32 protein-coding genes are annotated in these 25,714 nt (G+C 55.0%); 7 read left to right on the plus strand and 25 right to left on the minus strand.

The features are described from left to right. Window positions 1-6: 6 nt before the first annotated feature. The 7 genes from ACFSO0_RS10410 to ACFSO0_RS10440 all read right to left on the minus strand — a co-directional run bounded on the left by ACFSO0_RS10410 (window position 7) and on the right by ACFSO0_RS10440 (window position 4,885). A complete protein-coding gene (locus ACFSO0_RS10410; RefSeq protein WP_376879707.1) occupies window positions 7-954 on the minus strand; it encodes an MBL fold metallo-hydrolase in 948 nt (315 codons plus the stop codon). Between the two features lie 21 nt (window positions 955-975). After that, a complete protein-coding gene (locus ACFSO0_RS10415; protein ID WP_376879710.1) occupies window positions 976-2,166 on the minus strand; it encodes an aminotransferase-like domain-containing protein in 1,191 nt (396 codons plus the stop codon). Between the two features lie 186 nt (window positions 2,167-2,352). Beyond that, a complete protein-coding gene (locus ACFSO0_RS10420) occupies window positions 2,353-2,487 on the minus strand; it encodes a hypothetical protein (RefSeq protein ID WP_376879712.1) in 135 nt (44 codons plus the stop codon). A 22-nt stretch (window positions 2,488-2,509) separates the two neighbouring features. Continuing rightward, window positions 2,510-2,770 (minus strand): YuiB family protein, encoded by a 261-nt coding sequence (locus ACFSO0_RS10425; RefSeq protein ID WP_376879714.1) that lies wholly within the window; start codon window positions 2,768-2,770, stop codon window positions 2,510-2,512. 209 nt (window positions 2,771-2,979) lie between these two features. Beyond that, entirely contained in the window at window positions 2,980-3,123 is a 144-nt protein-coding gene (locus ACFSO0_RS10430; protein WP_376879717.1) for a YuiA family protein, read from the minus strand. Window positions 3,124-3,440: 317 nt separating this feature from the next. Then, window positions 3,441-3,692 carry a hypothetical protein gene (locus ACFSO0_RS10435; RefSeq protein WP_376879719.1) on the minus strand — a complete coding sequence of 84 codons (252 nt, stop codon included), beginning with the start codon at window positions 3,690-3,692 and terminating at the stop codon, window positions 3,441-3,443. Window positions 3,693-3,694: 2 nt separating this feature from the next. Continuing rightward, window positions 3,695-4,885 (minus strand): NAD(P)/FAD-dependent oxidoreductase, encoded by a 1,191-nt coding sequence (locus ACFSO0_RS10440; protein WP_376879722.1) that lies wholly within the window; start codon window positions 4,883-4,885, stop codon window positions 3,695-3,697. 394 nt (window positions 4,886-5,279) lie between these two features. Between ACFSO0_RS10440 and ACFSO0_RS10445 the strand changes: the two genes are divergently transcribed. Then, window positions 5,280-6,290: an NAD(P)/FAD-dependent oxidoreductase gene (locus ACFSO0_RS10445; RefSeq protein WP_376879725.1), complete on the plus strand. Its 1,011-nt coding sequence runs from the start codon at window positions 5,280-5,282 to the stop codon at window positions 6,288-6,290. A 204-nt stretch (window positions 6,291-6,494) separates the two neighbouring features. Continuing rightward, the gene (locus tag ACFSO0_RS10450) at window positions 6,495-6,779 is read left to right on the plus strand and encodes a hypothetical protein (protein WP_376879727.1); all 285 of its coding nucleotides are present in this window, start codon (window positions 6,495-6,497) and stop codon (window positions 6,777-6,779) included. A 19-nt stretch (window positions 6,780-6,798) separates the two neighbouring features. Here the strand turns inward: ACFSO0_RS10450 and ACFSO0_RS10455 are convergent, their stop codons facing one another. After that, complete coding sequence (locus ACFSO0_RS10455; protein WP_376879729.1) at window positions 6,799-7,407, minus strand: hypothetical protein; 609 nt, start codon at window positions 7,405-7,407, stop codon at window positions 6,799-6,801. A gap of 148 nt (window positions 7,408-7,555) precedes the next feature. Further along, window positions 7,556-7,915, minus strand: a complete 360-nt coding sequence (locus ACFSO0_RS10460) for a hypothetical protein (RefSeq protein WP_376879731.1) — start codon at window positions 7,913-7,915, stop codon at window positions 7,556-7,558. Window positions 7,916-8,040: 125 nt separating this feature from the next. Between ACFSO0_RS10460 and ACFSO0_RS10465 the strand changes: the two genes are divergently transcribed. Beyond that, window positions 8,041-8,700, plus strand: coding sequence for a TolC family protein (locus ACFSO0_RS10465; protein WP_376879733.1), 660 nt, complete (start codon window positions 8,041-8,043; stop codon window positions 8,698-8,700). Window positions 8,701-9,051: 351 nt separating this feature from the next. On the opposite strand, the gene ACFSO0_RS10470 is transcribed toward ACFSO0_RS10465, so the two are convergent. The 5 genes from ACFSO0_RS10470 to ACFSO0_RS10490 all read right to left on the minus strand — a co-directional run bounded on the left by ACFSO0_RS10470 (window position 9,052) and on the right by ACFSO0_RS10490 (window position 13,098). Beyond that, a complete protein-coding gene (locus ACFSO0_RS10470) occupies window positions 9,052-9,444 on the minus strand; it encodes a cupredoxin domain-containing protein (protein ID WP_376879736.1) in 393 nt (130 codons plus the stop codon). A gap of 248 nt (window positions 9,445-9,692) precedes the next feature. Then, complete coding sequence (locus tag ACFSO0_RS10475; protein WP_376879738.1) at window positions 9,693-10,508, minus strand: metallophosphoesterase; 816 nt, start codon at window positions 10,506-10,508, stop codon at window positions 9,693-9,695. A gap of 127 nt (window positions 10,509-10,635) precedes the next feature. Further along, the gene (locus ACFSO0_RS10480) at window positions 10,636-12,114 is read right to left on the minus strand and encodes a DUF4153 domain-containing protein (RefSeq protein WP_376879740.1); all 1,479 of its coding nucleotides are present in this window, start codon (window positions 12,112-12,114) and stop codon (window positions 10,636-10,638) included. A gap of 197 nt (window positions 12,115-12,311) precedes the next feature. Further along, a complete protein-coding gene (erpA, locus tag ACFSO0_RS10485; protein WP_376879742.1) occupies window positions 12,312-12,671 on the minus strand; it encodes an iron-sulfur cluster insertion protein ErpA in 360 nt (119 codons plus the stop codon). A gap of 205 nt (window positions 12,672-12,876) precedes the next feature. Beyond that, window positions 12,877-13,098, minus strand: coding sequence for a Spo0E family sporulation regulatory protein-aspartic acid phosphatase (locus ACFSO0_RS10490; protein WP_376879745.1), 222 nt, complete (start codon window positions 13,096-13,098; stop codon window positions 12,877-12,879). A 399-nt stretch (window positions 13,099-13,497) separates the two neighbouring features. On the opposite strand from ACFSO0_RS10490, the gene mqnE reads away from it, so the two are divergent. After that, on the plus strand, window positions 13,498-14,601 hold the full coding sequence (gene mqnE, locus ACFSO0_RS10495) for an aminofutalosine synthase MqnE (protein ID WP_376879747.1): 1,104 nt from the start codon (window positions 13,498-13,500) through the stop codon (window positions 14,599-14,601). Window positions 14,602-14,844: 243 nt separating this feature from the next. Here the strand turns inward: mqnE and ACFSO0_RS10500 are convergent, their stop codons facing one another. Further along, a complete protein-coding gene (locus ACFSO0_RS10500) occupies window positions 14,845-15,111 on the minus strand; it encodes a DUF1450 domain-containing protein (protein ID WP_376879750.1) in 267 nt (88 codons plus the stop codon). Window positions 15,112-15,280: 169 nt separating this feature from the next. Between ACFSO0_RS10500 and ACFSO0_RS10505 the strand changes: the two genes are divergently transcribed. Beyond that, entirely contained in the window at window positions 15,281-16,348 is a 1,068-nt protein-coding gene (locus ACFSO0_RS10505) for an NAD(P)/FAD-dependent oxidoreductase (protein WP_376879752.1), read from the plus strand. A gap of 323 nt (window positions 16,349-16,671) precedes the next feature. Here the strand turns inward: ACFSO0_RS10505 and ACFSO0_RS10510 are convergent, their stop codons facing one another. From ACFSO0_RS10510 to cysK, 4 genes are all read right to left on the minus strand, one after another. Then, window positions 16,672-17,013: a hypothetical protein gene (locus tag ACFSO0_RS10510; RefSeq protein WP_376879755.1), complete on the minus strand. Its 342-nt coding sequence runs from the start codon at window positions 17,011-17,013 to the stop codon at window positions 16,672-16,674. A 144-nt stretch (window positions 17,014-17,157) separates the two neighbouring features. After that, the gene (locus ACFSO0_RS10515) at window positions 17,158-17,493 is read right to left on the minus strand and encodes a YuzD family protein (RefSeq protein WP_376879758.1); all 336 of its coding nucleotides are present in this window, start codon (window positions 17,491-17,493) and stop codon (window positions 17,158-17,160) included. 36 nt (window positions 17,494-17,529) lie between these two features. Continuing rightward, on the minus strand, window positions 17,530-18,663 hold the full coding sequence (locus ACFSO0_RS10520; RefSeq protein WP_376879760.1) for a bifunctional cystathionine gamma-lyase/homocysteine desulfhydrase: 1,134 nt from the start codon (window positions 18,661-18,663) through the stop codon (window positions 17,530-17,532). Window position 18,664: 1 nt separating this feature from the next. Next, complete coding sequence (cysK, locus tag ACFSO0_RS10525; protein WP_376879762.1) at window positions 18,665-19,588, minus strand: cysteine synthase A; 924 nt, start codon at window positions 19,586-19,588, stop codon at window positions 18,665-18,667. Window positions 19,589-19,766: 178 nt separating this feature from the next. Here cysK and ACFSO0_RS10530 point away from each other — a divergent pair, with 178 nt between their 5' ends. Continuing rightward, window positions 19,767-19,994: a NifU family protein gene (locus ACFSO0_RS10530; protein WP_376879765.1), complete on the plus strand. Its 228-nt coding sequence runs from the start codon at window positions 19,767-19,769 to the stop codon at window positions 19,992-19,994. Window positions 19,995-20,048: 54 nt separating this feature from the next. Here the strand turns inward: ACFSO0_RS10530 and ACFSO0_RS10535 are convergent, their stop codons facing one another. The 3 genes from ACFSO0_RS10535 to ACFSO0_RS10545 are packed head-to-tail and all read right to left on the minus strand — an operon-like array spanning window position 20,049 to window position 22,967. After that, window positions 20,049-20,969, minus strand: a complete 921-nt coding sequence (locus ACFSO0_RS10535; RefSeq protein ID WP_376879768.1) for an alpha/beta hydrolase — start codon at window positions 20,967-20,969, stop codon at window positions 20,049-20,051. After that, window positions 20,966-21,925 carry a 2-hydroxyacid dehydrogenase gene (locus tag ACFSO0_RS10540; RefSeq protein WP_376879770.1) on the minus strand — a complete coding sequence of 320 codons (960 nt, stop codon included), beginning with the start codon at window positions 21,923-21,925 and terminating at the stop codon, window positions 20,966-20,968. The genes ACFSO0_RS10535 and ACFSO0_RS10540 overlap by 4 nt, the downstream gene beginning before the upstream one ends. Beyond that, complete coding sequence (locus tag ACFSO0_RS10545) at window positions 21,882-22,967, minus strand: hypothetical protein (RefSeq protein WP_376879772.1); 1,086 nt, start codon at window positions 22,965-22,967, stop codon at window positions 21,882-21,884. The genes ACFSO0_RS10540 and ACFSO0_RS10545 overlap by 44 nt, the downstream gene beginning before the upstream one ends. 120 nt (window positions 22,968-23,087) lie before the next feature. Between ACFSO0_RS10545 and ACFSO0_RS10550 the strand changes: the two genes are divergently transcribed. Beyond that, complete coding sequence (locus tag ACFSO0_RS10550; protein ID WP_376879775.1) at window positions 23,088-23,603, plus strand: phosphatidylglycerophosphatase A family protein; 516 nt, start codon at window positions 23,088-23,090, stop codon at window positions 23,601-23,603. Here ACFSO0_RS10550 and ACFSO0_RS10555 read toward each other — a convergent pair. The 3 genes from ACFSO0_RS10555 to ACFSO0_RS10565 form a co-directional block, all read right to left on the minus strand. After that, window positions 23,600-24,379, minus strand: a complete 780-nt coding sequence (locus tag ACFSO0_RS10555; protein ID WP_376879778.1) for a TIGR01457 family HAD-type hydrolase — start codon at window positions 24,377-24,379, stop codon at window positions 23,600-23,602. The two genes, ACFSO0_RS10550 and ACFSO0_RS10555, sit on opposite strands and share 4 nt — an antisense overlap. 166 nt (window positions 24,380-24,545) lie before the next feature. Then, the gene (locus ACFSO0_RS10560; RefSeq protein WP_376880225.1) at window positions 24,546-25,175 is read right to left on the minus strand and encodes a helix-turn-helix transcriptional regulator; all 630 of its coding nucleotides are present in this window, start codon (window positions 25,173-25,175) and stop codon (window positions 24,546-24,548) included. Between the two features lie 97 nt (window positions 25,176-25,272). Beyond that, entirely contained in the window at window positions 25,273-25,707 is a 435-nt protein-coding gene (locus tag ACFSO0_RS10565; protein WP_376879780.1) for a DUF86 domain-containing protein, read from the minus strand. Window positions 25,708-25,714: the final 7 nt, after the last annotated feature.

Genomic DNA, 25,714 nt, shown 5'->3' on the forward strand with positions numbered 1-25,714 from the left:
CCTCTCTCATTTCTGACTGTATCGTACAACGCTCGCTTCCGTGTCCACGGCAAGCTCTCCCTGCTCGGCGAGATAACGCAAATAGGCGTTCGTCTCCCCGAGCAGAATCCACTGCTGAAAATGAGGCAGCTCCTTTGCCGCCAATGCCTGGGACACCTCGTAGGCAGTCATGTCTGCACCCACGATTTCACGCACCCGCTCCAGCCTGGCCATAAAATGTGCCAGCAGCTCCTCCAGCCTCTCCTGTGCATCCGTGAACGCCGGACCGTGCCCCGGGAGGACGAGGGAGATCGGGAGGCTCCTCATCCGGCGAAGCGTATCAAGGTACGTCGCCAGCGGATTTTCGTCCCCGTAGCCGTGGTAAGAGATGTACGGAATTACCTCGCGCGTGAAGTGATCGCCGGAAATCAGGATTTGCTCGTCCCGATTGTAGAAGCATATATGACCGCTCGTATGTCCGGGCATTTTCAGGGCTTCAAACATAAGCTCCCCGATGCGATACGTTGTGTTTTCCGGCAAGTCTGCCACATCCTGCGGAACCGGAGGAATCTGCCGGTTCATCGCCGTAGCATTGTCCGCAAGCTCGCTGATGATCTCCTCCGGCAGCCCCTGTGCGCGGTAAAACGCGCGAAAGCCTTCCGGGGTCCAGGCGTGCGCCGCCAGCTCTTGCTCCACGGTCGGCAGCAGCACCTGCGCTCCTGTCCACTGCTGCATTTCTCCGGCAAAGCCGAAATGATCTGCGTGATGATGGGTCAGCAAAATGCGCTCGATGTCCGTCTCCGGAGCGATGCCGTGCCGGGCGAAGGCAGCCTCCCACGCCTTGCGCGTGTCGCTGCCGTAAATGCCCGTATCCACGAGCGTCCATTTCCCGTCTGTCTGCCCCATATAGGCGTATACCCGATCGTTCCAAAAGGACAGCGGCAACGATACCTGGTGCAAGCCGAATGCTTCCATGCGCGATTCCCTCCCGTGCCTTTATTCCCGCTGCTCCTGCCCGAGCACCTTGACCAGCCGCTCCATCCCGGTGGCGATCTCTTGCGGAGACATTTGCGTGAAGTTCATGCGAATGGTGTTCCGCTGCGGATTTTCCACGTAGAAGGGCGCACCCGGTATGAACGCTACGCCCTGCTCTACCGCTTTTGCCAGCAGGGCCGTCGCATCGACCTGCTCGCCCAGCTTGACCCACAGGAACATCCCGCCCTTTGGCTCTATCCACGATACAGTGGCTGGGTCCAGCTGCTTCAGGTAGCTCTGCATCGTCTGCATATGCTCCCGATAGCGCGTGCCAAGCATCCGGACATGTGCGTCCAGATCAAAGTCCCGCAGCAAGTAATACAGCGCCTGCTGGTCGATAGAGCTGGACATCAGATCGGCAGCTTCCTTGATCTGCGTCAGCAGCCGGATGATCTGCCCAGGTCCGGTAATCCACCCCGTACGGATCGCAGGCACGACCGATTTGGAAAAGGTGCTCGTATACAGCACATGTGTCCGCTGCCGATCGAGGGCGATCAGCGGCGTGTAGCGCTCCTCGGGTCGAAACTGGATGTCCCCGTACGGATCGTCCTCCAAAATGAGCGTATCGTATCGATAAGCAAGTTCGAGCAACGCCTGCCGCCTCGCTTCGCTCCACACTTTTCCGTCCGGATTGGAAAATGTCGGCACGACGTATATGAACTTTGGTTTGTATCTTTGCAATTTTTCTTCCAGGTCTTCGGGGAACATGCCGTCCTGATCCCCTTCTACCGGCACGACCTTCGCCTCGTAGGAGGAAAACGCCTGCAGCGCCGCCAAAAACGTAGGGTTCTCCGTCAGGACGACATCGCCAGCCGAGAGCATAATGCGACTCACCAGGTCGATCGCTTGCTGCGAACCGGTCGTGACCAGAATGTCCTCCGGTTTGGAAGCGATTTCATTTTTGCTCATCTTAACGCCGATTGCCTCCCGCAATGGCAAGTATCCCTGGATCATCCCGTACTGCAGGGCGCCGCTTCCGGAGGCAAATACTTGCTCGAAAGCCCGCTGCAATGCTTCATCAGGAAAGTATTGGTTATTCGGAAAGCCGCCCGCAAAGGAAATGACGTTTTTCCCGCGGCGAATGATTTCGGTTGTCTCGGAAATAGCGGAAGTCTTGAATTGCTTGACTCGATCGGCGAAACGATAGTCCATCGGATAGTCCTCCCTTTCTCTTCAACCACGTGCTGTTCCACTTGCCATCTTCTCCAATAGTGGCAATCCAGCGGGATGTACACCCGCTATTTTTTAAGTTATCATCCTTTTCAAATAAATTCTACTTTTTTGATATCACATTACAGAGAACCCGGCAAGTATATTTCGGCTGGCCTGCCGGCGCAATCAACCGCTGCTGACCAGCACCAGAAAACCTGGCTGCACCAAGTCTTTTGGCGAAACCCCATCTGCCGTTGCAATGGACAAGAATCTTTTCCATTCAGAATAAAAAAAGAGCGCTCCCTCCGCAGTCGCCTGCATCCGAAGCACTCTCCCTACTGTCTTAAAACATGCGATAGCCTTTTTTGCGCAGCGTCTGGATAGTCCAGCCGGAACCTACCGTTCCTGCCATCCCGCAGCCGAGAATGACCGCGTCCCAGATGCCCGGAACCACTTTTTGATAGACCAGCGCCCCTACCACTACACCAAAAGCGATCACGACCGGAAACCACGTCGTCTTCAAGATCATGTTTAAAATAAAGCCGATGCCAAAACCGAGCACGGTAAAAAGCACAATGGAAACTACAAACTGAAGCAAGCTCATCGATCTTACGCCCTCCTGCCTGTCTCGCTCATCAGCCCATACACGATGAAAAAGATGGCTATTATCAAACTTCAGTGTAGCCGAAAGCGGCCGGACAGGTCAATACGGCCATGCCGGTCTGGCGGATTGGCGAAAAGCGTCGGGACGCTGCTCACAGCAAAAAGCCGGTGCGCTGTCGCATCCGGCTTCTGTACGTCGTATTTGTTGATTTATTGGTTGCCTGCATTGGCGGGCTTCTCCTGATGATGAGTCCCGGCCCCTTCGCAGTTCGGGCAATTTTCCGTTCCTCCCAGGATCAGTTGAAAATATCCTTGGCCATTACAGTACGGGCATTGCTCTTGCTTTTTTCTCATGGTGATCTCCCCCTCCGATCTTGCTTGCGCTGGAAATAATTGAATTTATTTTCTGATTATTTTGATGTGTCTAACTTTATCAAAAAAACCACCTGTTGCACAATTTAATTTCCGATTGAAAAAGCAGAAAAAACCGTTATGTAAGCGGAAACATCGCGGTTTATCTGCATTTTTCGCACAATTCCTTACAAATCTTGCAGGAGGTGTACGGAAAGACCGAATCGATGTCATACGTTTGGTCCGCAGACGAGCATCCTGGCTGATCCGAAGCTGAAAAATGAATGACCCCCGGCGTGTCACCAAGGGGTCAAAACGATTTACTCGTCGTCGTCGTCCAAAAGTCCGTTGTCGATCATGTAGCGGAGATTTTCCCGATCCCGCTCCCGCCCTTTTTCCTTGAGCCGCTCGATGGCAGGGAGAATCAGGATGTCTATTTCGCGCTGCACATGCCAGGCGAGGTCGTGGCGGCCCTGCTCCTCCAGGTAGCCGCCCACTTCCATCAAGGCGTTGTAGCGCTCCATCTCTTCTCGGGTCAGCAGCCCTCTGACTTGAACACTCGCATGTCTCATGGCTACAGCTTCACTTTCTTCAAGGCGAGCCCGATGCCGCCGATTTTGTACAGATACCGCAGGTCGCTTGCCTTTTTCAGCATGGCTGCCGTGCTGCCAAAGACTTTCTTCCCGCCGACCTGACCGATGCCCTCACCTTTTCCGAGAGAAGCGAGCGTGCCCTGAAGATGCGGCGTAAACTTTTGGACCGGCTCTTGACGAATCAGGGCGACAAGGTTTTCACCGAGTGCCTCGCCTTCCTGCACCGCGATTTGCGCCGTCGGGGGATACGGGCGTCCTTCTTCGTTGAAGATCAGGGCGCAGTCGCCGACGACGAAAACATTTTCGTAACCGGGCGCGCGCAAATATTCATCTACTTTGACGCGGCCGCGCATGACTTCAAAGCCGGCGTTTTCCACGATGCTGTTGCCGCGCACGCCTGCCGCCCAGATCACCGTCTTGGTCTTGATTTCTTCTCCGGTCGCGAGCAGGACACCATCCGGCGTGCACTGCTTGATCGGGGTTCCGATCTTGAACTCGATTCCCTTTTTGCCGAGGACGTCCATCGCATAGCTGACCAGCTCCGGATCAAAGCCAGGCAATGCCGTAGGAGCGGCTTCGATGCAATACACTTTCACGACGCTCGGGTCGACGTCAAACTCTGCGCACAGTTCCGGCAGACGATCGCCCAGTTCGCCGCAGAACTCGATGCCGGTAAAGCCGGCCCCGCCGACTACGAAGGTGACGTAATCCGTGCGATGCGGCTCGTTTTTGAATTTGGAGAACATGTACGAGATGTGCTCGCGGATGTTGCGCACCGCGTTGATGCTGCGGATGCTGAACGCATGCTCCTTCAGCCCTTCGATGCCGAACGTCTCCGGCTCGCTGCCAAGGCCGATCACGAGGTAATCGTAGGAGAGGATTTCGCCGCTCGCAAGCGTCACCGTCTGCTCCTCGGGCTGGATGGACTGTACCGTTCCTTTGATGAAATTCACTTTATCCTCGTCAATGATCCTGTCCAGGTCTACGCGGGCGTGGTCAGCCGAAGCCGTCCCCGCCGCAGGCTCATGCAGCCAGGTCGTAATGTAATGGTAGTTGTGCTTGTTGACCAAGGTTACTTCCGCTTCGTTGTAATTCAGCTTTTTTTGCAGTTGCAACGTGGTGAGCAGGCCTCCGTATCCGGCGCCAAGGATGAGGATTTTGGGTGTGCTCATGGTATCCCTTCCATTCGTCATGGTAATGGTAATTGAACATGCAGGAGGTTTGTGCGAAATTTCACGTGGTCTGATATGGGAAAATCGGCTTCGCCAGCCATTGACGAAGTTTTGGTTGCACTTATACTAGATAAGATACCCCAAACCCGGATGCGTTTCGTTTCGGAAAGTATGCCCTGTCAGGAGTTACGAGCGATGCTGAACCTGTGAAAAAATGCACAAAGGTCAGGGAAATGTGTCGATTTCTTAACAGTTACCATCATCTTATCCAGTGCTGCCCCGATTTGCAAGGTTTTTTTACCCATTGACCGAATTTTCTCCGCTTTTTTTCAAAAGAGAGTATCTGTATAATGAGGGATGTGTTGGTTCAGACTATTTTAGGAGGTGCTTTGGATTGAATTTTCTGCAAAAGGATGAGCAAATCTACGACATCACAATCATTGGAGGCGGACCAGCCGGCTTGTTCACCGCGTTCTACGGCGGAATGCGTCAGGCGAGCGTAAAAATTATCGAGAGCATGCCCCAGCTCGGCGGGCAGTTGTCTGCTCTTTATCCGGAGAAATACATATACGATGTAGCCGGATTCCCGAAGATTTTGGCTCAAGATCTGATCAATAATCTGAAAGATCAGATTTCTCGCTTTCAGCAAACCATCTGCCTCGAAGAAAAGGTAGAGAACGTCGTCAAAAAAGCGGACGAGGTCTTTGAGATTACGACAGACAAAGGCATCCACTACTCCAAGGCTGTGATTGTGACAGCCGGCGTAGGCGCTTTTGAACCGCGCAAACTCGAACATCCAGATGCCGTCAAGTACGAAAAATCCAACTTGCACTACTTTGTTACCGACCTGAATTCCTTCAAGGGCCAGCGCGTCGCCGTCTTCGGCGGAGGCGATTCTGCCCTGGACTGGTCGCTGATGCTCGAACCAATCGCAAAAGAAGTCCACCTCATCCACCGCAGAGACAAATTCCGCGCCCATGAGCACAGCGTCGACATGCTGATGCAATCGAAAGTCAACGTCATAACCCCCTATGAAGTCGCGGCGCTGCACGGCGATGACAAAATCGAGCGCATCACGCTCTCCAACTGCACGACCAAAGAAGAGCGGGAACTGGAGGTCGATGCGGTCATCGTGAACTTTGGCTTCATCTCCTCTCTCGGTCCGATCAAAAACTGGGGACTGGAGCTGGAAAAAGGGGCAATCGTGGTCGACAGCCGGATGGAAACGAACATCCCGGGCATTTTCGCGGCCGGGGACATCGCGACCTATCCCGGCAAGGTGAAGCTGATCGCGGTGGGCTTTGGCGAGGCGCCGACTGCCGTGAACAATGCAGTGAGCTACTTCAATCCGGATGCGAAACTGCAGCCTGGGCACTCTTCTAGTATGGACAATTTCAAAGCATAAAGTTTGACCATTCAGGCGAAAGCACGGGAGATTTCCCGTGCTTTTTTTGTTGGCATCAGGCCGGCTCCTGAGGTTGGGGCGAAAAAGCGGCGATTTTTGGCCGTCTTCCCGAGCAATCTTTTCCTGCCCCGGCCCCCCTGCATACTCGCCCTGCTCGTTGCACACAGTAGAAAGGACATGCAGTTTGCCTGGGGAGGGGATGTCATGGATCACCTTTGCCCGGTCTGCAACGGGCTGGCGGCCTTTGTCCAGCATTGCTCGCGCTGCGGCAAGCGGCTGGATGACGGGGGGAGGTTGTACGACTTGTACGGGGACTACAGTCCGTACCGGGAGATTGACGACGCCAAGCTGGACAACGGCTATCCTGATCGCCAGCAGCATCAGTGCATGCACGCAGGCTGGTGTTCGCAATGCCGCACAATGCAGGCAGTGGCAGTCAAAGAATGGACTTTGCAGATGGTCGACGCACAAAAGGACGCGTACGAATGACACGTCCTTTTGTCGTTGCTTATTTTTTCTTCTCCGCCAGCTTTTTCGCCAGCCATTCGTTTTTGGCCTTCATCTGTTCCAGCAGCTTGGGCAGCACCCCACTGATCCTGGCGGCATCCCCGGAGGCAATCGCGGCGTCGAATTCCTCGTGCACCTGCCTGAACTTTTCCCTCAAGGCCTGCCTGTTTTCCTTTTCTCCTGCCTGATCCTGGCTCCCGCGATTTTTTTCCTTCCACTCCTTGTATTTCTGCTCCATCTGCTCGCTGGTGATTTCTCCATTTTTGACCTGCTCTCTTAGCCTGGATCTCATCTGCATTTTTTCTTCGCTCGCTGCCTCACGCGCGGCCCGCAGCTGCTCCAGCAGTTTTTCCCGCTCCTTGAACACGGCCTGCCACTCCCCTACGCTGCCTGGCGTGTACTTTTCCGCAAGCAGCGTCATGTACATCCGCTGGTGGGCGTCCATGTGCATGCCGTACCGCATCTTTTCGTGCCATTGCCCGTGATCCGGGTGGGCGTGAGCGGTGCTGTTCTCCAAAACGATCGGGCTTCCCGCTGCCTGAACGCTGGCCGGCACCGCCAATCCGACGACCAGAGCCGTCGCCACCATTCCTTTTTTCCAATGCTTCATGCTGTTCACTCCTTTTCCGATGTGCGTGAGAGGAAAACGGCCAGCCTGCTGCGCCGCTTTCCTCCGAAAGTGTGTCCACGGATTGTGGCACGGTTGTTGAAGAAATGTGGAAAAATGTGTAATTCACTTCACTTATCTGGATCGCTGCCTAAAAAGGGCGCAGCTCCTCCCGATCCAGCCCAAGCAGCTTGACCAGCCCCATCTGTTCGAGATCCTGCTTCGTCTTGGGGGTGCCGTGCCGGTAAATGATCTGGTAGATCGCGCGCAAATTGTCGTCGTATTCGTCGTTGTCCCTGTCCGGCATGTCCGACCAGAGAGTATGTCCGTGCATCCACATCATGAAATCTCCGTGCACGCAGTTGTTCATCAGGTCACGCAGCATACCGACTTCCACATCGGTTGCCTCAATTTCAAAATCGTAGGTGGACGAGCCTTTTTCATCGCGGATTTCCGCGACGGTCGTCCCGCTCTGCAGCGTGATGTAATAGCGTTTTTTATCCAGGGCCACCCTCTCCTAACTTGTGAACTTGCCCTGCCTTGAGCGGAGCCTTTGAAGGTTTTGCGCAAGCATCCCCTTTTATGTTGCTCCCTCCAAAGGGAAAATATGTATTTCGTGATCCGAAAAATTTTTGCGTGATCGTCGCGGTCACCCCGCAGGCCATTTCTGAATTGACGCTGAAACATGCTGTTCAAAAGGCGATTGACAACAACATCGACATAAGACTGCTTCGGCTCGATTCTGAATCCGCCTATTACACGACCCGCCTGACCCTGAACGACACGAATGCCATCAAGATCGATTCCATCACATCCCTGGACAGTGCCAAAGCGAAATACGAGACGGCCGCTGATGCCATCAGAGACTATAAAGTCGCGGAAGCAACCTGGAAAATACAAGAAAACGCCGTTCGACTCGATGTCTGCAAAGCGTACTTCGCCGTTGTTGCATCCAAAGAGAAGCTGGACGTGCAGAACAAGTACGTCAAGGTGCGAGAGTGGGCTCGCAGCTCCAGCGAAGACGCGAAAGAGACCCTGCATGAGCTCGAAGCGAAGTATCGCGAAGCACTGGCGAAGCTGAATCAACTGATGAGCGAAAAGAGCGACAAGGAATGGAAGTTCGTATCCGACAGCTATTCCTTCTCTCCTCTGCTCTCTGTCGAGGAATACAAAAAAAGCTCCGCAAGCCAAAACGCGGCTGAAGAGCGCTATCACCAGCCCTACATCGACTACTTGAACGGCAAGGCATCTGCAAAAGAGCTGGCCGGGCAGGAAGAAAGCCGGGAATCTGCATGAGAGATCGAGGATACATTCGGAAAAGTTCCTCATCATATATAGAAAGCGTGGCTGGCAAGAACCTTTTTTCGCATGTTCTCGCCGCCGCGCTTTTTGTATTGCTTCCTTACTTGTTTTCTTTCCGCAAGTTATGCCCCGTATTTTCCCCCGTGTTGGGCGGCGTGCTGCGCGAGCCTGCCGATGCCTCTGTCGGTCGTTTGTCCTTGTTGTTGTGCTTGGCCATTGTTCTTCATTCCTCCTGATCGTATGATCATACTGTCGTAGTATGTCCCGCGGAAAAATGAAAAACACCTTGACCCGCGCTGCAGGCCAAAGTGTCTTCGTGATCTTGCAAATTCGGTGTGAACCGGTTTATTTTACGACGAGCTTGGCGACCATGTTGCCGTGATCGGGACCGCAGATCACGTTGCAGTAGATTTTATACTCGCCTGGCTTGTCGATTTTCAACGTTTTGCTTCCTTCTTTCTGAATCTCCAAATCCGTTCCTTCAATAGCGATGCCGTGGAAGCCCTCTGCCGATTTGAAGTTGACGGTGAACTCTTCGCCCGCCTTCACTTCAAATGTATCCTGGTTAAATTTCCAGTTGCTCGCCTCAATATTGATCGCTGTACCCGTTGTTGCAGCCGGAGCCGAGGCAGTGCTGGAACCGCTTGCTGCCTGATCCTTGCTTTCGCCGCCGCATGCAGTCATGAGCATCGCGGATACGGCAACCGCAGAAACTAGCAATCCCCACTTTTTCGTCATCAAGACCCCTTCTTTCTTCTGTTATCTACACTTTCATTTTACTGAAAGTTTGCAGTCCAGAATCTGGGAATCTGTGACTGAATCGTGACTGAATGGTGACGAATTGGCTAACGCCGAACTGCAAGAACGTCTGGCTGGACGATCGTACGTCTGCCCGATTCCGGCCGAGATCAAGCCGTCCGCCTAAACGAATCCCTGTTTATTATAGAAAGAACGCCCTCGAAGCTGCTGTCCGGTAGGGCGTTTGGCTATGGATGATTGAGCAGGTAGACGGTGATCTCCGGAAAGCAGTTCAGGCGCAGCGGCAGCCGCGACGTCCCAAGCCCCCTGCTGATGGCAAACAGCCCGACTCGTTCGTCTGTCCGCTGGCCGATATGAAAATGCTTGTACGCACCGAGCGTCTTTCCGAACAGCCTGATCTGACCGCCATGCGTATGGCCGGTGAGCAGCAGATCGGCATGAATGTCTTTTTCCCGGATGAGTGAAATAATCTTGGGGGAATGGGCGAGCAGAACCGTGCAGTCTGCGGGCTTATGCTGCGAGCAGGCATCGAATCGCTCATTGCCGTACGTGGAGTTGTCGAAGCCATACAGGCAAAGCCGCGCCTCCCCGACTTGCACGAAGCACGCCTCGTTTTCGAGGACCTGCATCTGCGCTTGCCACTGCTTTTTGCAGGCGGCGTACTCCTCCGCAGTATACCTGCGCTTCCGTCCTCCGCTCACTTCCTCCCGTTCGTAATTGCCGGGGACAAAGTATACCCCTTGCCGCGACTCTAGCTTCGCCATTTCAGCCATGACAGAGGCCAGTTGTCCCCTGTTTTGCGCCAGGTCGCCAGTCACGCAGATGACATCCGGCTTCCAGCGGTTGACGAGCCGATGCAGCCTGCCGTTGAGAAACTTCGTGCGCCCATGCAGATCGGACAGGTGGATCAAGGTCAATGTCGGCATCCGGGGCACGGTCAAATGTACCGTAGTGGTCTTTGCGTACAGCGTGTGAAAAGCCAGATACACACCGGCAGCGACACTAATGAGACTTATGAGAATAAAGAGAGACGCACTACTCATGTCCGAATTTCTCACCCTTTTTCTGCATCGTTCGGAAAAGCCTGATCGGTGGCCGCTTTACCGCAGCCCCCCTGCCCATCGTCCCTCCCCCTTGCCAATTTCCCCTATGCTTGCTGCCCGCCTCTGCTCACTGCAAATAGGTTTTCGCCACGTATCTCGCTACGTTAAAGGACTGCCAGCTCTCCTCTCGCTGCAAGGCTTCCCGTTTTTCCTGCAGCAGGTACACCAGTCTCTTTCCGACGGCCGGGTCCGCCTGCAGCGTCATGATGGCCGGTACTGCATCGCTGGACAGCTCGGCCAAGTAGGCGAGGTCGAGTTGTCCTTTTTCGTGATAGCGCTGAATGTTGTTCTCCGCGATCATGGCATCCATATTGGCGTAGTTCAGCACGACATAGGCGACGATTCCCGCCACGCCGCAAGCCTTCCCCAGCGAAAAGCCGCTGCGCCAAATTTTCAGGAAGGCAATCACGAACAGCACGAACAAAAAGATCATGAAGGCGTGCGCCAGCAGCCGCGTATGCGTGTAGCCGTACGCTTCCTCGTACAGCGAGAGACGGAAGTAGGCGGAGACCAGCATGAAGCCCGTGCAGACGGTCAAAAGGCTTAGCATCCCCTGGACGATCCGGTAGACCAGCCGCTGCGCTCGCGAGGCGAGGTACATAAAGCTGACCAGCAAAATAAAGTTGATAATCGTCACCATGACCAGCTCGCCAAACCCTTTTTTCGCGTATTCCGCATACGTCATGCCGTCCGGCAGCACCGTCTGCGCTCCGCCGAACAGATACGAGATCTGAATCACGGTAAAGGCGGCATACACGATGTTGATGATCGTCAGGATGGTGACGAGAATCACGCCGTCCCACGCGATCTTCTTCTCTTGCGGCTGATCCTGGACAGGCGGCACTGCCGCTTGCTCTCGCGGGGACAGCAGCGTGTACAGATAGCCAAAGGTCACGAGCGCCAGCAGCCCGATCAAAAGCAGGCGAAAGAGCAGCTCCGCCGTGTCCCAGTCGAACAGCATGCGCGGAATCTCGGCGAGAAAGTGCCCAAACACCCCGTCTGCCTGCGACAGCAGCGTCAGCACCACGAGGAGGATCGGCAGGGAAATGCCGATCCCTGTCAACACCTTGACGGCTACGCCGTATTTCGCCCGGTCGACCCGGCTTTTTATTTTTTCGCGCAAGAGGACAAACGGGATGCGCGTATGTTTAACCGTATGGAGCAACAGCACCTCCGCCATGTCCCAGATCAGTCCCTTCCATTTATGCCTGCCCGTCAGCAGCATCGTCTGCGCGACCAGCAGAAACGGGACGATCGCGAAATTCAGCAAATGAAAGAACGAATTGTCGTACAGAAAAAAGGTCAATGCGAGCAAAGACACTGGCAGCGTCAACAGCCACGCAAACGCCTGCTCCCGCGCAAAGGACAGACCGAGCTGCCGCCTGGCCTGCCAGAAAAACAAGGCGTACAGCGCTCCTACAAACAACGGGTAGGAGATGCCGAAAGCCTTGCCGTAAAACAGGTAATCCCCTATGATGCCCGTTCCCAACGAGCCGATCAACAGCCAGCCCTGGCCGTTTGCCGCTCTCTTTGCCCCCGATTCCATTCCGGTCCACTCCTTGCTGTGTATTCAAAAAAACAGGCCCTTCGCGTGCAGCGATCAGCCAGCTGAATGTAAATACGTGGAAAGACAAGAAAACGATACAAAGAACAGGAAAAAGCTGCAAACAAAAAACCTCCATGGCTCGACGCGCTAGCCACAGAGGTTGCCTTTCTCAACTGCCGTTTCACTCCAATTGCCGTTTAGTCGTCGCATTTCTCCGCTTTGCCCTCGGCCAGAGCCGTCCTGAATGACGAGCCGCAGCCACAGGAAGCAATCGCATTCGGGTTTTCGATGGAGAAACCTCCGCCCATCATGGATTCCTTGTAGTCAATCTCGGTTCCTTTGATATATGGATAGCTGTCTTTGTCGACAACGATCTTTACGCCGTGCTGTTCAAAGGTCTCGTCGCCTTCCTTCATTTCCTCGTCCCAGCCCATGCCGTAGGTGAAGCCGCTGCAACCGCCCGGTCTGACCCCGACACGCAGGAACAGGTTCGGTTTATTTTCAGCCGCCAGCATTTCTTTTACCTTCAAGCCGGCACGCTCTGTCAATGTAATCATGCTTCGTTCCTCCTTTACAGGCTATACCTTGCATCCTTCGTAACTCTTAGTATACATAACCTTCATCATCGCCTACAAGGTTCCCGTGCACTTTCCGCTCCCGTTCTGCCCGGATGCCGCGTCGGGCAAAGCCCTTGGCAGCGACTTCCGTGCGCTGCCCGGCTGGATGCAGTCAACTACACAAAAAAAGAAGGGTCCCCCCTCCCTATGCAAAAAATGCCTTGTTTTCAAGAAGATAGAAACGATACGGATTCTTGCTGGAACCAGCCTTAGACAGACTATGATCGATTTGGTTCAGTTCGTTGTGCAGTTGATCAATCTGGATACTGTATTCCAGGACTTCTGGATGATCCAACCCAAACTGTGTCCCCGTATTTACCATACGCTGTCGAAGGAGTTCGATTTTTTCGAGCAAAACGTCCCGCATTTGAAGCTCCTCCCAATAGTAGATCAGGAAAATATGCCTATATTTTACAAGATTACCGTTGATTTAGCAAACAAAAATTCCACTTTCTCCTGTTTGCACGCAGTTTTTCGTCGGCAATTGCTATATTTTTACAGCCAAGAGTTGGCGAACTTATGTTATTGTTCCCACCCTTCAAGAGGTTTATAATATAGGTGCCTTGTTGCCCGATATGTGCCTGTTGCCGTCGAATCCTCCGCAAAGGTTTCGTGCGGTCAAACAGGCACCGATGCGCCGCCGATCCAAGGGGCCATCTTCCTGTTTCAGAGCTTACTCCAACCCAAGAACGTACTCGCTCTGGCCAAATTGGACGAACCTCACGAACCATCTCAATGATATGACTTCAGAAAGGAAGTGTTTGGTATGGCGCTTGAAACGCTTGCCATCCAAGACAAATCGCTCGCCCGCATCGCCGAAAAAGTCGAGCACGGCGAACGCCTCACCCTGGAAGACGGTGTCACCCTGTTCAATTCCCACGATTTGTTGACAATCGGTCAGCTCGCCAATATCGTCAACCAGCGAAAAAACGGCGACAATGTTTATTTTATTCAAAACATGTACATCAACCCGACCAACGTCTGTGAGGCGCACTGCCGATTCTGCGGCTTTAGGCGCGACAAGGACGAAGACGGCGCATACACGATGAACACCGAAGAGCTGCTGCACTACGTGGAAACGCGCTACCATCCCGGCATCCGCGAGTTCCACGTCGTCGGCGGGCACAACCAGCACATGCCGTTTGAATACTACGTCGATACGATTCGCACGCTCAAAAAAGCGTATCCGGACGTGACCATCAAATCGTATACGGGCGCAGAAATCGAGTTCTTCTCCCGCATCTCCGGTCTGTCGATCGAAGACGTGTTGAAAGAATTGATGAAAGCCGGTCTGGAGAGCCTGACGGGCGGCGGCGCAGAGATTTTGACCGAGCGCTACCGCATGAAAATGAGCCCGGAAAAGGCGAGCACGGACATGTACCTGCAAGTACACCGCACCGCTCACCAGCTCGGACTGAAAACGCACTCCACCATGCTGTACGGATCGATCGAGACCTTGGAAGAGCGCGTCATCCATATGCTCCGCCTGCGCGAGCTGCAGGATGAAACAAGCGGCTTCCTGGTCTTCATCCCGCTCGCTGTACAGCCGATCAAAGCAACAGCCGGCATCAAACGCCGCAACTCGGCGATCGACGACCTGAAGACGATGGCGATCAGCCGTCTGATGCTGGACAATTTCCCGCACATCAAAGCGTACTTCATCAACATCGGTACCCAGCTGACGCAAATTTCCCTGACCATGGGAATGTCCGACGTCCACGGTACCCTCATCGAGGAACGCATCAGCCACTCCGCCGGCGCCCTGACGCAGCAAGCCCTGACCGTCGACGAGCTGGTCTGGCTGATCAAAGGCGCCGGCAAACGCGCCCTGGAACGCGACACGTTCTACAACGTCCTGAAAGAACACTGATTTTTGCCTCGCGCAAAAATACAGAAGCTGACGCTCGCAAGACGTTCTTGCCCTCGTCAGGCAGACAACATTCAAACTCACAGGCAGTCTGAAGCATAAACAACCTTGGCAGGTATTTCACCGAGCCAAGGTTGTTTTATTTTGATGAAAGCCCGAGACGAAATTGGCAGTTGTATGTGAAACAGCCCCCATGTGTTTCGCCGAGACGAGTTGAACATAGTACATAGTAAGAGAAGGAAGCTCCTACAGCGGGAAGTCCAGCTCTGGCAGGTCGTCCTCTTCCTCGCGAATTTTGCTTTTGATCATGGCCAGCAGCTCATCCGCCGTCTCGGCCTGCACCAGCTTTCCGTTGACCAGCGCAAACGGCTTCATGTAACACTCGCCGCAATAGCCCAGACAACCGTATTCCAGCACGTCCACGTCCAGGTCAGGATCGTTTTCCAGTGCATCGACGACCTTTTGAGAATAGGAAGAAACGTTGCTCGCGCAAAATTCTATCAATGGCTTCATTTCCTTCACCTACCGATACTTCGACTTCGTCACGCTCTTAATTGTACCGCGTCTTCTGCAAAAATCCACGGGGAAAACGGGAAAAGATTCTGCTTGCATTTTTGGCGAAAGAGACTAAAAATAGAATGGGTGCTGTATAAAACGGACAGAAGAAAGGACTAGACCTTCTATGAAACGACTTGTGATCCTTGGTGGAGGATACGGGGGTCTTCGTATTATTGAGCGAGTCCTGTCCCCTGATTTACCAGATGACGTGTTTATTACCCTCGTGGACCGGATGCCTTTTCACGGCTTGAAAACAGAGTACTACGCTCTGGCCGCAGGGACAACACCGGAGTCTCACTTGCGCGTCAATTTTCCCAGTGATCCCCGCCTGACGATCAAATACGGGGATGTTACCGGTTTGGATATGGACGAGCAGATAGTGAATTTTTCCAACGGGGACACCATTTCCTACGACTGGCTCGTCATTGGCTTGGGCTGTGAGGATCGATACCACGATATCCCTGGCGCGGACAAGTATACCTGCTCCATCCAATCCATGGGAGCTACCCGTAGCACTTATTCGGCCATTAACAATGTCAATCCGTATGGAACCGTAACGGTTGTAGGCGGCGGACTGAGCGGTGTCGAAATGGCGGCAGAGCTTCGCGAGAGCCGTCCAGACCTGAATGTACGGATCGTGGACCGCGGACAGAGCATTTTAAGTCCGTTCCCGAAAAAGCTGCAGGAGTATGCCTCGCAATGGTTTATCGAGCATGACGTCCAGCTCATCTCCATGGCCAACGTGACGGGCGTCGAACCAGGCGTCGTGTACAATCACAACCAGCCTGTCGAGAGCGATGTCATCGTATGGACCGCCGGTATTCAGGCGAACCGGATCGTGCGCGCATTGCCGATCGAGACAGACAACATTGGCCGCGCCAAATTGAACCAATACCATCAAATTCCATCCCATCCGAACGTATACGTCGTAGGCGACTGTGCGAGCACCATCATCGCACCGAGCGCTCAGACGGCTGAACTGCAGGGCGAACAAATTGCCATGATGCTGAAAAAAGACATCAAAGGCGAAGAGTATCCGGCTTCCCTGCCTCCGCTCAAGCACAAAGGCTTCCTTGGCTCCCTTGGGAAAAAGGAAGGATTTGCCAGCATGGGAAAAGTTTCGCTCGTGGGGCAAATGGCTCGCGTCATCAAGAGCGGCCAGCTGTGGATGTACAAAAAGCATATGGGCTAAGTCTCCGGGACCTGTTGAGCATCCTTCAACAGGTTTTTCTTTTTGACCGGGAACCTGGCAGCTGCTTCACCCCTCACTGTGCTGCACTCGTACGGATCAAGCATCCTGTACACGCTTGACAGCATAAAAAAGAGGGCTGTCCCAAAAGGTTAACTCCAAGCGACTTAAGCCCAAAAACAAACCGAAAAACATCCCGTTTCACTAACAAAAGTGGGGCGGGATGATCGTTTTTGACGTTATTTTGACAAAAAAATGGGGCTGCAAAAATCAGAAAATGACTTTTGAGACAGCCCCACTCCTTCTCTGTTTGAATACGGCAGGCTCTACCGCTTTTGCACCCGCAGCACGGGAATCTGTTTCGTCTCGTAGGTGCCCGCCAGCCACTTTTCCTGGATGATGCTTAGCTTCAGCAAGCTGTTGATCTTCCCGGTATCCGCCTTTGACATCAGCCGCCAGAGCGACGGGTCCGGCAGCGCGTTGTACAGCCGGTCATCGTTGTATTCGCGGCGCTCCTGGTACGTAACCGTCATCTTGTATGCCCCTGCCTCGAAGCCGTCGGCATCCTGACAGCTCTCCAGCAGCTTGCTGCGCAGCTCGCCCAGCTCACCCTCCACCTTTTTTTGCATCTCCTTCAGCTCGTAATAACGGGCCAGTTGCTCCTCCATCCGCTCACCCTCCTTTGGGCTGCTCACATCCCTTCAATATATGAGCAGGAAAAATGCGGTAGAACGCAGGCGGAACTGGCAAAACGGGAAAACCCCCGCTTCCATTCCTGGCGAGCGAGGGTTTTCGTTCCTATATTTTTCCTTCTATTCACTTTCCACAGAATTGGCCAGCGGCACAAGCCCCATGCTTTCCAGCTTTCCGTGAATGTCTTTCAGCTTCGGATTGCCTTCCCCGACAATTTCCCCGGAAATTACGACAAGCGGATACCACAAATCTTCCTCGACAATCCGCTTCGCCCAGTTTTTGTCATCGTCTGTCTGGGGCTGTTGAAAGTCGCTGTACGTGACGCGGATGTTATCGCTTCCGTACTTGCGGGAGAGCGCAGCCTGCAGCCAGTCGGCGGTTTCTTTGGCAGACGGCAGATTGACGCAGCTTGCGCACAACTGCTCGGTTCCATACACCTTGATTTCTACACTCATGGTCAATGCCTCCCCTGCCAAATGCATCTCTCGCGGTTAGGAGAGTGCTTGCTCCAGGTCTTCGATCAAATCTTCGACATCCTCAATCCCGACGGAAATGCGGATGAGGCCATCGGTAATGCCCAGCTCGGCACGGCGCTCTGCCGGGATCGACGCATGGGTCATCCGTGCAGGGACACTGATCAGGCTCTCGACCGCCCCCAGCGATTCTGCCAGCGTGTACAGCTTCACTTTGGACAAAACCTGGTCGGCGCGCTCTGCACTTCCCACGTCAAAGGAAATCATACCGCCGAAGCCGCGTGCCTGCTTCTGGATCAGCTCATGGCCCGGATGGCTGGACAGTCCCGGGTAGATGACACGCTCGATGTCGCTGCGCTCCGAGAGCCATTTTGCCAGCGTACGGGCGTTTTGCTCATGCTCTTCCATACGCACGCCCAACGTTTTCATCCCGCGCAGCAAGAGCCACGAATCTTGCGGGCCGAGTACGCCGCCGATGGCGTTTTGCACGAAATGCAGGTCTTCACCCAGCTGCGCGTCTTTGGCTACTACCAGGCCAGCAACGACGTCGCTGTGTCCGCCAAGGTATTTGGTCGCGCTGTGGAAGACGATGTCTGCGCCCAGATCGAGCGGATTTTGCCAGTACGGCGTCATGAACGTATTGTCGACGATCAAAAGCAAGCCTTTCGCTTTGGCGATAGCAGACAATGCCCCAATATCATTTACTTTTAACAGCGGATTAGTCGGAGTTTCCATAATGATTGCTTTCGTCTCAGGCCGCACGGCAGCCTCGACTGCCTGCAAATCGTTGGTATCGACGTACGTCGCTTCCAGGCCGAGGCGGGAAAAGACGCGGGTAATCACGCGGTATGTACCGCCGTAGACGTCATCACCCACGACCAGGTGATCCCCTTTGTTGAACAGCGAGAGGACGGTAGAGAGGGCAGCCATCCCGGAGCCGAACGCGAAGCCGCGAGCGCCCCCCTCCAGCTCGGCAATGTACGTCTCCAGCGCGTGACGAGTCGGGTTGCCTGTGCGGGAATACTCGTAGCCTTTGTGTTTGCCGATCGCTTCCTGTTTGTAGGTGCTCACTTGATAAATCGGAACGGAAACGGCTCCTGTATGTGGATCTCCTTCAATTCCGCCATGGATCAAACGCGTTTTGATACGCATCCTAGATTCCCCCTTTGTAAATTTGTTTGCTGAGATAGCGTTCGCTGCTGTCAGCAAACAGAACGACGATGTTTGTGCCCGGCGCGGCTTCCTTGGCTTCGCGCAGTGCGGCTGCCATTGCGGCTCCTGCCGAGCTGCCCACCAGCATCCCTTCCTTGGCCGCCAGCTGCTTCACCAGCTCGAACGCCTCGACGTCCATGATCGTGTGGATGGCGTCAAAATAGCTGGTGTCCATAAACGGCGGCAGGAACTCCATGCCGATGCCCTCGGTTTTGTGCGGTCCTGGCTTGCCGCCGTTTAAGATGGACCCCTCCGGCTCGACGATCACTGTTTTCACGGAAGGATTCTGTTCCTTCAGATAGCGCGCGACGCCCATAAACGTGCCGCCCGAGCCCGCGCCGGCCACGAAAACGTTTACTTTTCTGTCCATCTGCCGCCAGATTTCCGGTCCTGTCGTTTTGTAGTGCGCATCCGGGTTGGCCGGATTGGCAAATTGCTGCGGTACAAAAGAGCCCGGGATGGATGCCGCCAGTTCCTGCGCTTTGGCGATTGCTCCCTTGATGCCTTGCTCGGTCGGCGTATTTACCACTTCCGCACCGAGTGCGCGCATGAGCTCCTGCTTTTCCTCGGAAAACTTGGCAGGTACGCAAAAAATGACTTTATACCCGGTTCCTACAGCAGCCAAGGCAACTCCGATCCCGGTATTCCCCGCCGTGGGCTCGATGATCGTACCGCCGGGCTTCAGCTGTCCGCTTTCCTCTGCGGCGCGGATCAGTTCCATGCCAAGCCTGTCCTTGACACTGCCTCCCGGATTGAAGTATTCCAGCTTGGCAAACAATCTGACTCCCTCGGGAAGCTCAAACTGTGTGATTTCGACGATTGGCGTATTCCCGATCAACTCTTTTACACTGCCAAATACATTCACGTAGTATCTTACTCCTTATGTTGAAGTACTTGCCGTTTCATTATAACATGCAGGTCATGCAAATAGTCCATCCAGGGCGGATGCACCTTTCGGAAAGTGTCGACAGGGCATGTAAGCCATGGATTTCTCATCAGGCAACGTTTATAATATAGTGAGGTTGGAAAGGAGTGAATGCACGATGGATATGTTCGATCAAGTACAAGAAGTTCTCGATAAACTGCGTCCGTACCTGCAACGTGACGGTGGCGACGTACAACTCGTCGATGTAGAAGAAGGCGTCGTGAAACTGCGCCTGATGGGAGCATGCGGCAGCTGCCCATCCTCCACCATCACCCTGAAAGCAGGGATCGAGCGCGCCCTGTTGGAAGAAATCCCCGGGATCAAGGAAGTTCAACAAGTATTCTGATTCAGGGTACTGACATGAAAGCAGCTACGGAGAATGGACGCGTAGCTGCTTTTTTCATTGCCCCTCCCCCATCGCCTTCTCCAGAAAGCAGCTGATGCGCGCTGTGTATTCGTCCGGACACAGGGCGTAGCTGCGGACATGTCCCGCTTCCGCCACCAGCCATATCTCTGTCCGCTCGTCGGCCGCCAACGCCCGCAATCTTTCGCTGTTCTTTGCCGGAACGGTCGCATCTTGCGTCCCGTGAATGAAAAAAATCGGCTTCCTGGCCTCTTGCACCGCCTGAAACGGCTTTACCCGGCGCGGATCGGCTCCCAGCAGAAGCGGGCAAAGCGTCAAGATCAGCCAATTGAACGGAAAGCGGGGCAGGCCCGTCCATTGCGGCAAACTTTCTTGCAAATATTCCCCGAGCGAGTAAAACGGGGAGTCTGCGACAATCGCCGCGATCCGCTCGTCCATGCACCCTGCCATGAGTGACGTCGCCGCTCCCATGGAAAAGCCGACCAGCCCGAGCGCATGATCCGGCCGTTTGCCTGCGGCGTAATCGATCGCCCCGAGCAGATCATGCTGCTCCCGTAGCCCGATCGTCGTAAGGGACGGACTGGACTCTCCCGCATTGCGGAAGTCGAACATGAGCACGTCGTAGCCGTCGGCAATCAGCCGGGCAGCCAGCGACAGGGCAGGCAGATGCGGCTCCTGCCGGTTTTGGCTGTATCCGTGGGCGAAAATCAACGTGCGCCTTCTGGTGTCGCAGCCGTTCTGCGCCGCCGAAAAATACCAGCCGGCCAGCTCGATGCCCGGCTCCCTGCTTGGGAAGCGGACTGTCTCCGTCTCCTTGATGCCAAAGTCGGCCGGCGTCATGTCGACAGGCTTGCGCACTGGATGGGTCAGCTTCCACGCGACGTGAAAGGCAATGGCGGATGCGGCGAGCAAACCGAGCAACAGCAGTCCCGCGAGCGTGTACAGGATGGTGCTCATAGCGCGGTCAGCGGCCCCTTGCCTGCCAGCACCGCTGCGATGTTGGCTGCGGCCAGCTTCGCCATCTCCGCCCGGGTCTGCTCGGTGGCGCTCCCAATGTGAGGCAGCGCAACCACATTCGGCAACGCGAGCAGCGGATGGTCAACCGGGACAGGCTCCTGCTGGAACACATCCAGCCCGGCCGCCCAGATCTTTCCGCTCGAAAGCGCCCAATGCAGCGCCGCCTCGTCGACGGTGCCGCCCCGCGACACGTTGATAAAGACCGAGGTGGGCTTCATCCAGGAAAATTGCTGATCGCCCATCAACAGCCGCGTCTCCTCCGTCAGCGGAGTGAGCAGGACCACGAAGTCCGATTCGCGCAGCAACGCCTCCAGACTGACGCGCACAGCCCCCGTTTCCGCTTCGGCCTGCGGCTTTTGGCTGCGGTTATGGTACAAAATCTTCATCCCGAAGCCTTTCGCCCGCCGTGCGACCGCCTCTCCGATCCTCCCCATTCCGATGATGCCCAGCGTCGCTCCGTACACGTTTTTCCCGGCCATCAGCGACGGGCTCCACGCCGTCCATTCCCCGTTCATCAAAAAGCGATTCGCCTCGATGAGCCGGCGTCCCGTCGCCATCAGCAAGGCAAAGGCCAGATCGGCTGTCGCTTCTGTCAGCACATCCGGCGTATTCGTCACATGAATGCCGCGGGCTTTGCAAGCAGGCAGATCGATGTTGTCATAGCCCACGGCCATATTCGCCACGATCTGCAGCCGCTTTGCCCTCGCCAGCAGTTCCTCGTCGATCCGCTCCGTCAGCATCGCGAGAATCCCGTCGGCATTTTCCGCCTTTTCCAACAATCGCTGGCGCGGGATCGGCTCATCCTGCGTCCAGACATCTACTTCCGCCACTTCCTGCAGCAAGGCGATCGCTTCACTCGCTACTTGCCTCGTCACTAACACGTTTGGCTTCTTCATCTTCCGGCCTCCACAACCAATCTATAGGTGGAATGGACACGCCGTACCTTTCTGCAACCAGCCGGGGATACCGACGGAGCGCTTCTTCCATGCGCGCCAGCTCCTGATCCAGCTGAATCCGCCACAGCCTGCCGTCGACCTGCTCTTTTTCTTCCAGAGGAAGCTCCTGATAGGACTCCACGAGTCTCAAAAATCTTCCCGGGTAGAGCATGAGCCCGTAGATGACGGCGTATTCTTCCGGCAGCAGCGGAGATACCCGGTTGTAGCCGTCGAGGAAGCTGGCTGCCTTCTCATCCTGCCAGCCATCGCGTTTGACCTCGGCCTTCAGCCATTGGCCGATGTCGCGTGCCCGCATGTCGAGCACCCAGTTCCACTCTCCCGCCACCAGGCGTGCGCCCTTCTCATTCCATAGCATAAACCCTTGATCGAAATTTTGGTAGGCGACTTTGCCGTATGCCGCCGTTTCCTTGACGACCTTGTCGTAGCCGGATGCAAGCAAGTAGTGAACCGCAATTTCACCCAGCTGGTGCACATACGTAAAACTGGTCAGCAAATATTCGTCCATGGAGGTCAGCTCGCCCTCCAGCTCCACCAGTTCATCCCGGCATTCCGTGTAATGCCGCAGCTTGCGCCTCCACATGCTCGGCCAGTTGCCCAACGAGCTGTAGGGCAGGAACAGTTTGTCGCCTTTGAACGTGCTCGTCGCCAAATGAAACTGCGCCAACGTCTGGCCGCACGTCATAAACGGGTCATCCAGCTGCTTTTCCCGCACTCCCCGATACAGGTAGTACATCTGGTCATCGTAGACGAGATGGCCTTGCCCGCCTCGCGTTTTGACCAGCTTCAGCATGCTAAGGTCCTGCTGGCCGCCAAGATGCTTGCGGACCTTTTCGATAAACTTGCTCTTGTATTTGTACCCTGCCGGGGCCGTAAACAGGTAAAACAGTCCTTGATCGGTTTTCAGTACCGTGCTCGCGCCTTTGGCGTCCGCCTCCTGCAGCGAGAAACCGTATTCCTCCTCCAGCAGCGCTTTCTCCTCCATCCATTCCACCCTCCTTGCAGACCTTCTCATGGCGCATAGTATGTGACGGTATCGGGATAGGTGCCTAATTCCCTGCAGATACTAGCGGCATGGTTTCATCGCGCAAGGAGGAAGATCACTATGAACGAGCATCCGCTAAACAGTCATACGTGCCTGGACGCCGTCATTCAGCTGCTCGGGCAGCGCGGCGTCTCGCTGGATGACATCGCCGAGATCGTCTGGTTCCTGCAGACCAAGTACGTCCCTGACCTGACTTTGGACATGTGCCGGGAGAGCGTACTGGCCGTCCTGAAAAAACGCGAGGTGCAAAACGCCCTTTTGACCGGCATCCAGCTGGACATGCTGGCAGAAGAAAAAAAGCTGCTGCCCCCGCTCCAGTCGATTGTCGAGTCGGACGAGCCGCTGTACGGGGTGGATGAAGTGCTTGCCTTGGCCATCGTCAATTTGTACGGAAGCATCGGCTTTACCAACTTCGGGTATGTAGATAAGCTCAAGCACGGCAAGCTGGCCGAACTGAACGACCCGAAAAACGGCGTGCATACCTTCCTCGACGATTTGGTCGGGGCGATCGCTGCTGCTGCTTCCAGCCGGATCGCCCACCGCCAAAAGCAGCAGGAGGAGTGCCGGGGGGGCTAGTCAGACACGCGCTTTTGCCAATCTGCCAAATCTTCGGCAATATGCGTAGGGCGCACTGGATGTATGGCTGCCTCCGCACGGGTCGAATAGCCAGTGAGGACGAGCAGGCTGTCCAGACCGGCGTTCGCGCCCGCTTCGATGTCGGTGTGCAGGTTGTCGCCTACGATCAGCGTCTCGTCCTCCCTCGTGCCGAGCCGCTCCAGCGCGTAGCGGACGATGATCGGCTGCGGCTTGCCGATCACGACCGGCTGTGCCGCCGCTGCCAGGGATACGGCTGCTACCAGAGAGCCGCTTCCCGGATACAGGCCCCTCTCCGTCGGCAGGGCCGCGTCCGCATTGGTCGCCACGAAAACAGCACCTCCCCGCACGGCGCGCGCCGCTGCCGCCAGCTTTTCGTACGTAAAGCTGCGATCGATCCCCACTACGACAAAGTCAGGGTCCTCAGCGGTGAGGACAAACCCGCTGGCCAAAAGCTCCTGGTAGAGTCCGTCCTCCCCGATCATGTACACCTTGGTGCCGGCAGCTGCCCGCTCCCGCAAATAGGCCGCCGTCGCCATGGCAGAGGTGTACACCTCACGCGGCTCGGCCTCGATTCCCATGCCGCACAGCCGCGCAGCCACATGCTCGGGCGAAGCGGAAGAGTTGTTGGTCAAATACAGGTACGGAATCCCCTGTTCCTTCAGATAGGAAATCCATGCGGCCGCTCCCGGAATGGCTTCGCCTCCCCGAAAGATCGTTCCGTCCAGATCCAGCAAATAGCCTTTGTATGAAGTCATGTCGTTTCCTTCTCCTTTGCCTGCGGTCGAGTTAAAAAGTATTGCTATAGAACAAGGGTGGATGCACACCGTTTTCGGGTGCGGCTATTTCGACCTGAAAATAAAAAAAAAGAGGCTATCCCTCCATCTGTGACTTTTGGGACAACCTCTTCCTATGTCCAGACATTCAGCGTCCTTCCCTGATTTCAAAGACGCATTTGTCGCCGCCCTTGGCCATACAGGAAGTCTGCTCCACATCGGCATTCAGCACGCGGCGGAACAAGGACAGCTCGCAATTGCATGCCTGATTGAATTCGCGGGCGACCTGCGAGATCGGACAGTTGAATTCCTGAATGCGGTAGCCTTTTCCGTCCGGGACTTTTTCCCATTCCACCATGTAGCCTTTGTCGTTTTGCAGCTCCGCCAGCTTGGCGACCCGCTCCTCCAGGCCTCCCTGCATATGTGCGCGGTAGCTTTCCTCCAGACGATTTTCCCGGCGGCGAAAGAGCATTTCTACCTTTCCGATGCCGTCCATGTCTTTGATGTCTTGCAAGAAATCTAATGTCAAATGAGAATAATTGCGCGGAAACAGCTCGTCTGCCTCCTGCGACAAGGAATATACATTGGTTGGACGTCCCATCGCTTGTCTGACAAGCGTCGACTTGATCAAGTTGTCCCTCTCGAGGGTATTCAGATGGCGTCGTACCGCCATTTCCGTAATGCCCAGCTCAACTGCCATATCGCTTACCGAAAGCGAGCCTTTCACCTTGAGCATGTGGAGAATCTGGTCGCGGGTGGACGTTCCTTCGTTTGTCATACGTATCACCGCCCTTTCTCCCTATTGTAGCGGATTCGGCCACTTTAGTAAACTAATGAAAGTGTTTTGTATAAAAAATCCGCTGCAACCATTTCTCCTAGAACAGTTCCTTGTCCAGAAACGCCCGCACGGCCGGCTCAAACTGGCGCATAACCGGCGTCGCCTCTGCAGCCAGCGCGAACATCTCGCCCGCCGGAACGTTCGTGTATTCGATCACCAGATGCTTGCGAAATTCGACAACCCGTGTCAGGACTCTCGCCTGATCCTCCGTTACGACCTGTTCATCGCGCAAAATTTCGATGATGTCACTGTAACTGCCCGGATCGCGCATGATGAAGCCGTCGATCAGCGCGTTGCCTACGTCGACGATCCCTTCAATGGACAAGTGCAGGGCCCTTTCCATCGCTGCCGCAGCCACCTGGTCTGCCAACACCGCTTCCGCTCCCCGTTCCTTTAGCTTGTCCAGCAAGTCCAGCATCGACGACATATATGCCAGCACTTGGTCAATTCGTTTCGTATTCACATCGTACATGAAAAAT

Source organism: Brevibacillus sp. GCM10020057, from assembly GCF_042683565.1.
Lineage (GTDB): Bacteria > Bacillota > Bacilli > Brevibacillales > Brevibacillaceae > Brevibacillus.

Bases quoted from the DNA above. Each gene is read 5' to 3' on its own strand.
- ACFSO0_RS10410 (WP_376879707.1), bottom strand. From the start codon at position 954: ATGGAAGCATTCGGCTTGCACCAGGTATCGTTGCCGCTGTCCTTTTGG.
- ACFSO0_RS10415 (WP_376879710.1), bottom strand. From the start codon at position 2,166: ATGGACTATCGTTTCGCCGATCGAGTCAAGCAATTCAAGACTTCCGCT.
- ACFSO0_RS10420 (WP_376879712.1), bottom strand. From the start codon at position 2,487: ATGCAGGCGACTGCGGAGGGAGCGCTCTTTTTTTATTCTGAATGGAAA.
- ACFSO0_RS10425 (WP_376879714.1), bottom strand. From the start codon at position 2,770: ATGAGCTTGCTTCAGTTTGTAGTTTCCATTGTGCTTTTTACCGTGCTC.
- ACFSO0_RS10430 (WP_376879717.1), bottom strand. From the start codon at position 3,123: ATGAGAAAAAAGCAAGAGCAATGCCCGTACTGTAATGGCCAAGGATAT.
- ACFSO0_RS10435 (WP_376879719.1), bottom strand. From the start codon at position 3,692: ATGAGACATGCGAGTGTTCAAGTCAGAGGGCTGCTGACCCGAGAAGAG.
- ACFSO0_RS10440 (WP_376879722.1), bottom strand. From the start codon at position 4,885: ATGAGCACACCCAAAATCCTCATCCTTGGCGCCGGATACGGAGGCCTG.
- ACFSO0_RS10450 (WP_376879727.1), top strand. From the start codon at position 6,495: ATGGATCACCTTTGCCCGGTCTGCAACGGGCTGGCGGCCTTTGTCCAG.
- ACFSO0_RS10455 (WP_376879729.1), bottom strand. From the start codon at position 7,407: ATGAAGCATTGGAAAAAAGGAATGGTGGCGACGGCTCTGGTCGTCGGA.
- ACFSO0_RS10470 (WP_376879736.1), bottom strand. From the start codon at position 9,444: ATGACGAAAAAGTGGGGATTGCTAGTTTCTGCGGTTGCCGTATCCGCG.
- ACFSO0_RS10475 (WP_376879738.1), bottom strand. From the start codon at position 10,508: ATGAGTAGTGCGTCTCTCTTTATTCTCATAAGTCTCATTAGTGTCGCT.
- ACFSO0_RS10480 (WP_376879740.1), bottom strand. From the start codon at position 12,114: ATGGAATCGGGGGCAAAGAGAGCGGCAAACGGCCAGGGCTGGCTGTTG.
- erpA (WP_376879742.1), bottom strand. From the start codon at position 12,671: ATGATTACATTGACAGAGCGTGCCGGCTTGAAGGTAAAAGAAATGCTG.
- ACFSO0_RS10490 (WP_376879745.1), bottom strand. From the start codon at position 13,098: ATGCGGGACGTTTTGCTCGAAAAAATCGAACTCCTTCGACAGCGTATG.
- mqnE (WP_376879747.1), top strand. From the start codon at position 13,498: ATGGCGCTTGAAACGCTTGCCATCCAAGACAAATCGCTCGCCCGCATC.
- ACFSO0_RS10500 (WP_376879750.1), bottom strand. From the start codon at position 15,111: ATGAAGCCATTGATAGAATTTTGCGCGAGCAACGTTTCTTCCTATTCT.
- ACFSO0_RS10505 (WP_376879752.1), top strand. From the start codon at position 15,281: ATGAAACGACTTGTGATCCTTGGTGGAGGATACGGGGGTCTTCGTATT.
- ACFSO0_RS10510 (WP_376879755.1), bottom strand. From the start codon at position 17,013: ATGGAGGAGCAACTGGCCCGTTATTACGAGCTGAAGGAGATGCAAAAA.
- ACFSO0_RS10515 (WP_376879758.1), bottom strand. From the start codon at position 17,493: ATGAGTGTAGAAATCAAGGTGTATGGAACCGAGCAGTTGTGCGCAAGC.
- ACFSO0_RS10520 (WP_376879760.1), bottom strand. From the start codon at position 18,663: ATGCGTATCAAAACGCGTTTGATCCATGGCGGAATTGAAGGAGATCCA.
- ACFSO0_RS10530 (WP_376879765.1), top strand. From the start codon at position 19,767: ATGGATATGTTCGATCAAGTACAAGAAGTTCTCGATAAACTGCGTCCG.
- ACFSO0_RS10535 (WP_376879768.1), bottom strand. From the start codon at position 20,969: ATGAGCACCATCCTGTACACGCTCGCGGGACTGCTGTTGCTCGGTTTG.
- ACFSO0_RS10540 (WP_376879770.1), bottom strand. From the start codon at position 21,925: ATGAAGAAGCCAAACGTGTTAGTGACGAGGCAAGTAGCGAGTGAAGCG.
- ACFSO0_RS10545 (WP_376879772.1), bottom strand. From the start codon at position 22,967: ATGGAGGAGAAAGCGCTGCTGGAGGAGGAATACGGTTTCTCGCTGCAG.
- ACFSO0_RS10550 (WP_376879775.1), top strand. From the start codon at position 23,088: ATGAACGAGCATCCGCTAAACAGTCATACGTGCCTGGACGCCGTCATT.
- ACFSO0_RS10555 (WP_376879778.1), bottom strand. From the start codon at position 24,379: ATGACTTCATACAAAGGCTATTTGCTGGATCTGGACGGAACGATCTTT.
- ACFSO0_RS10560 (WP_376880225.1), bottom strand. From the start codon at position 25,175: ATGACAAACGAAGGAACGTCCACCCGCGACCAGATTCTCCACATGCTC.
- ACFSO0_RS10565 (WP_376879780.1), bottom strand. From the start codon at position 25,707: ATGTACGATGTGAATACGAAACGAATTGACCAAGTGCTGGCATATATG.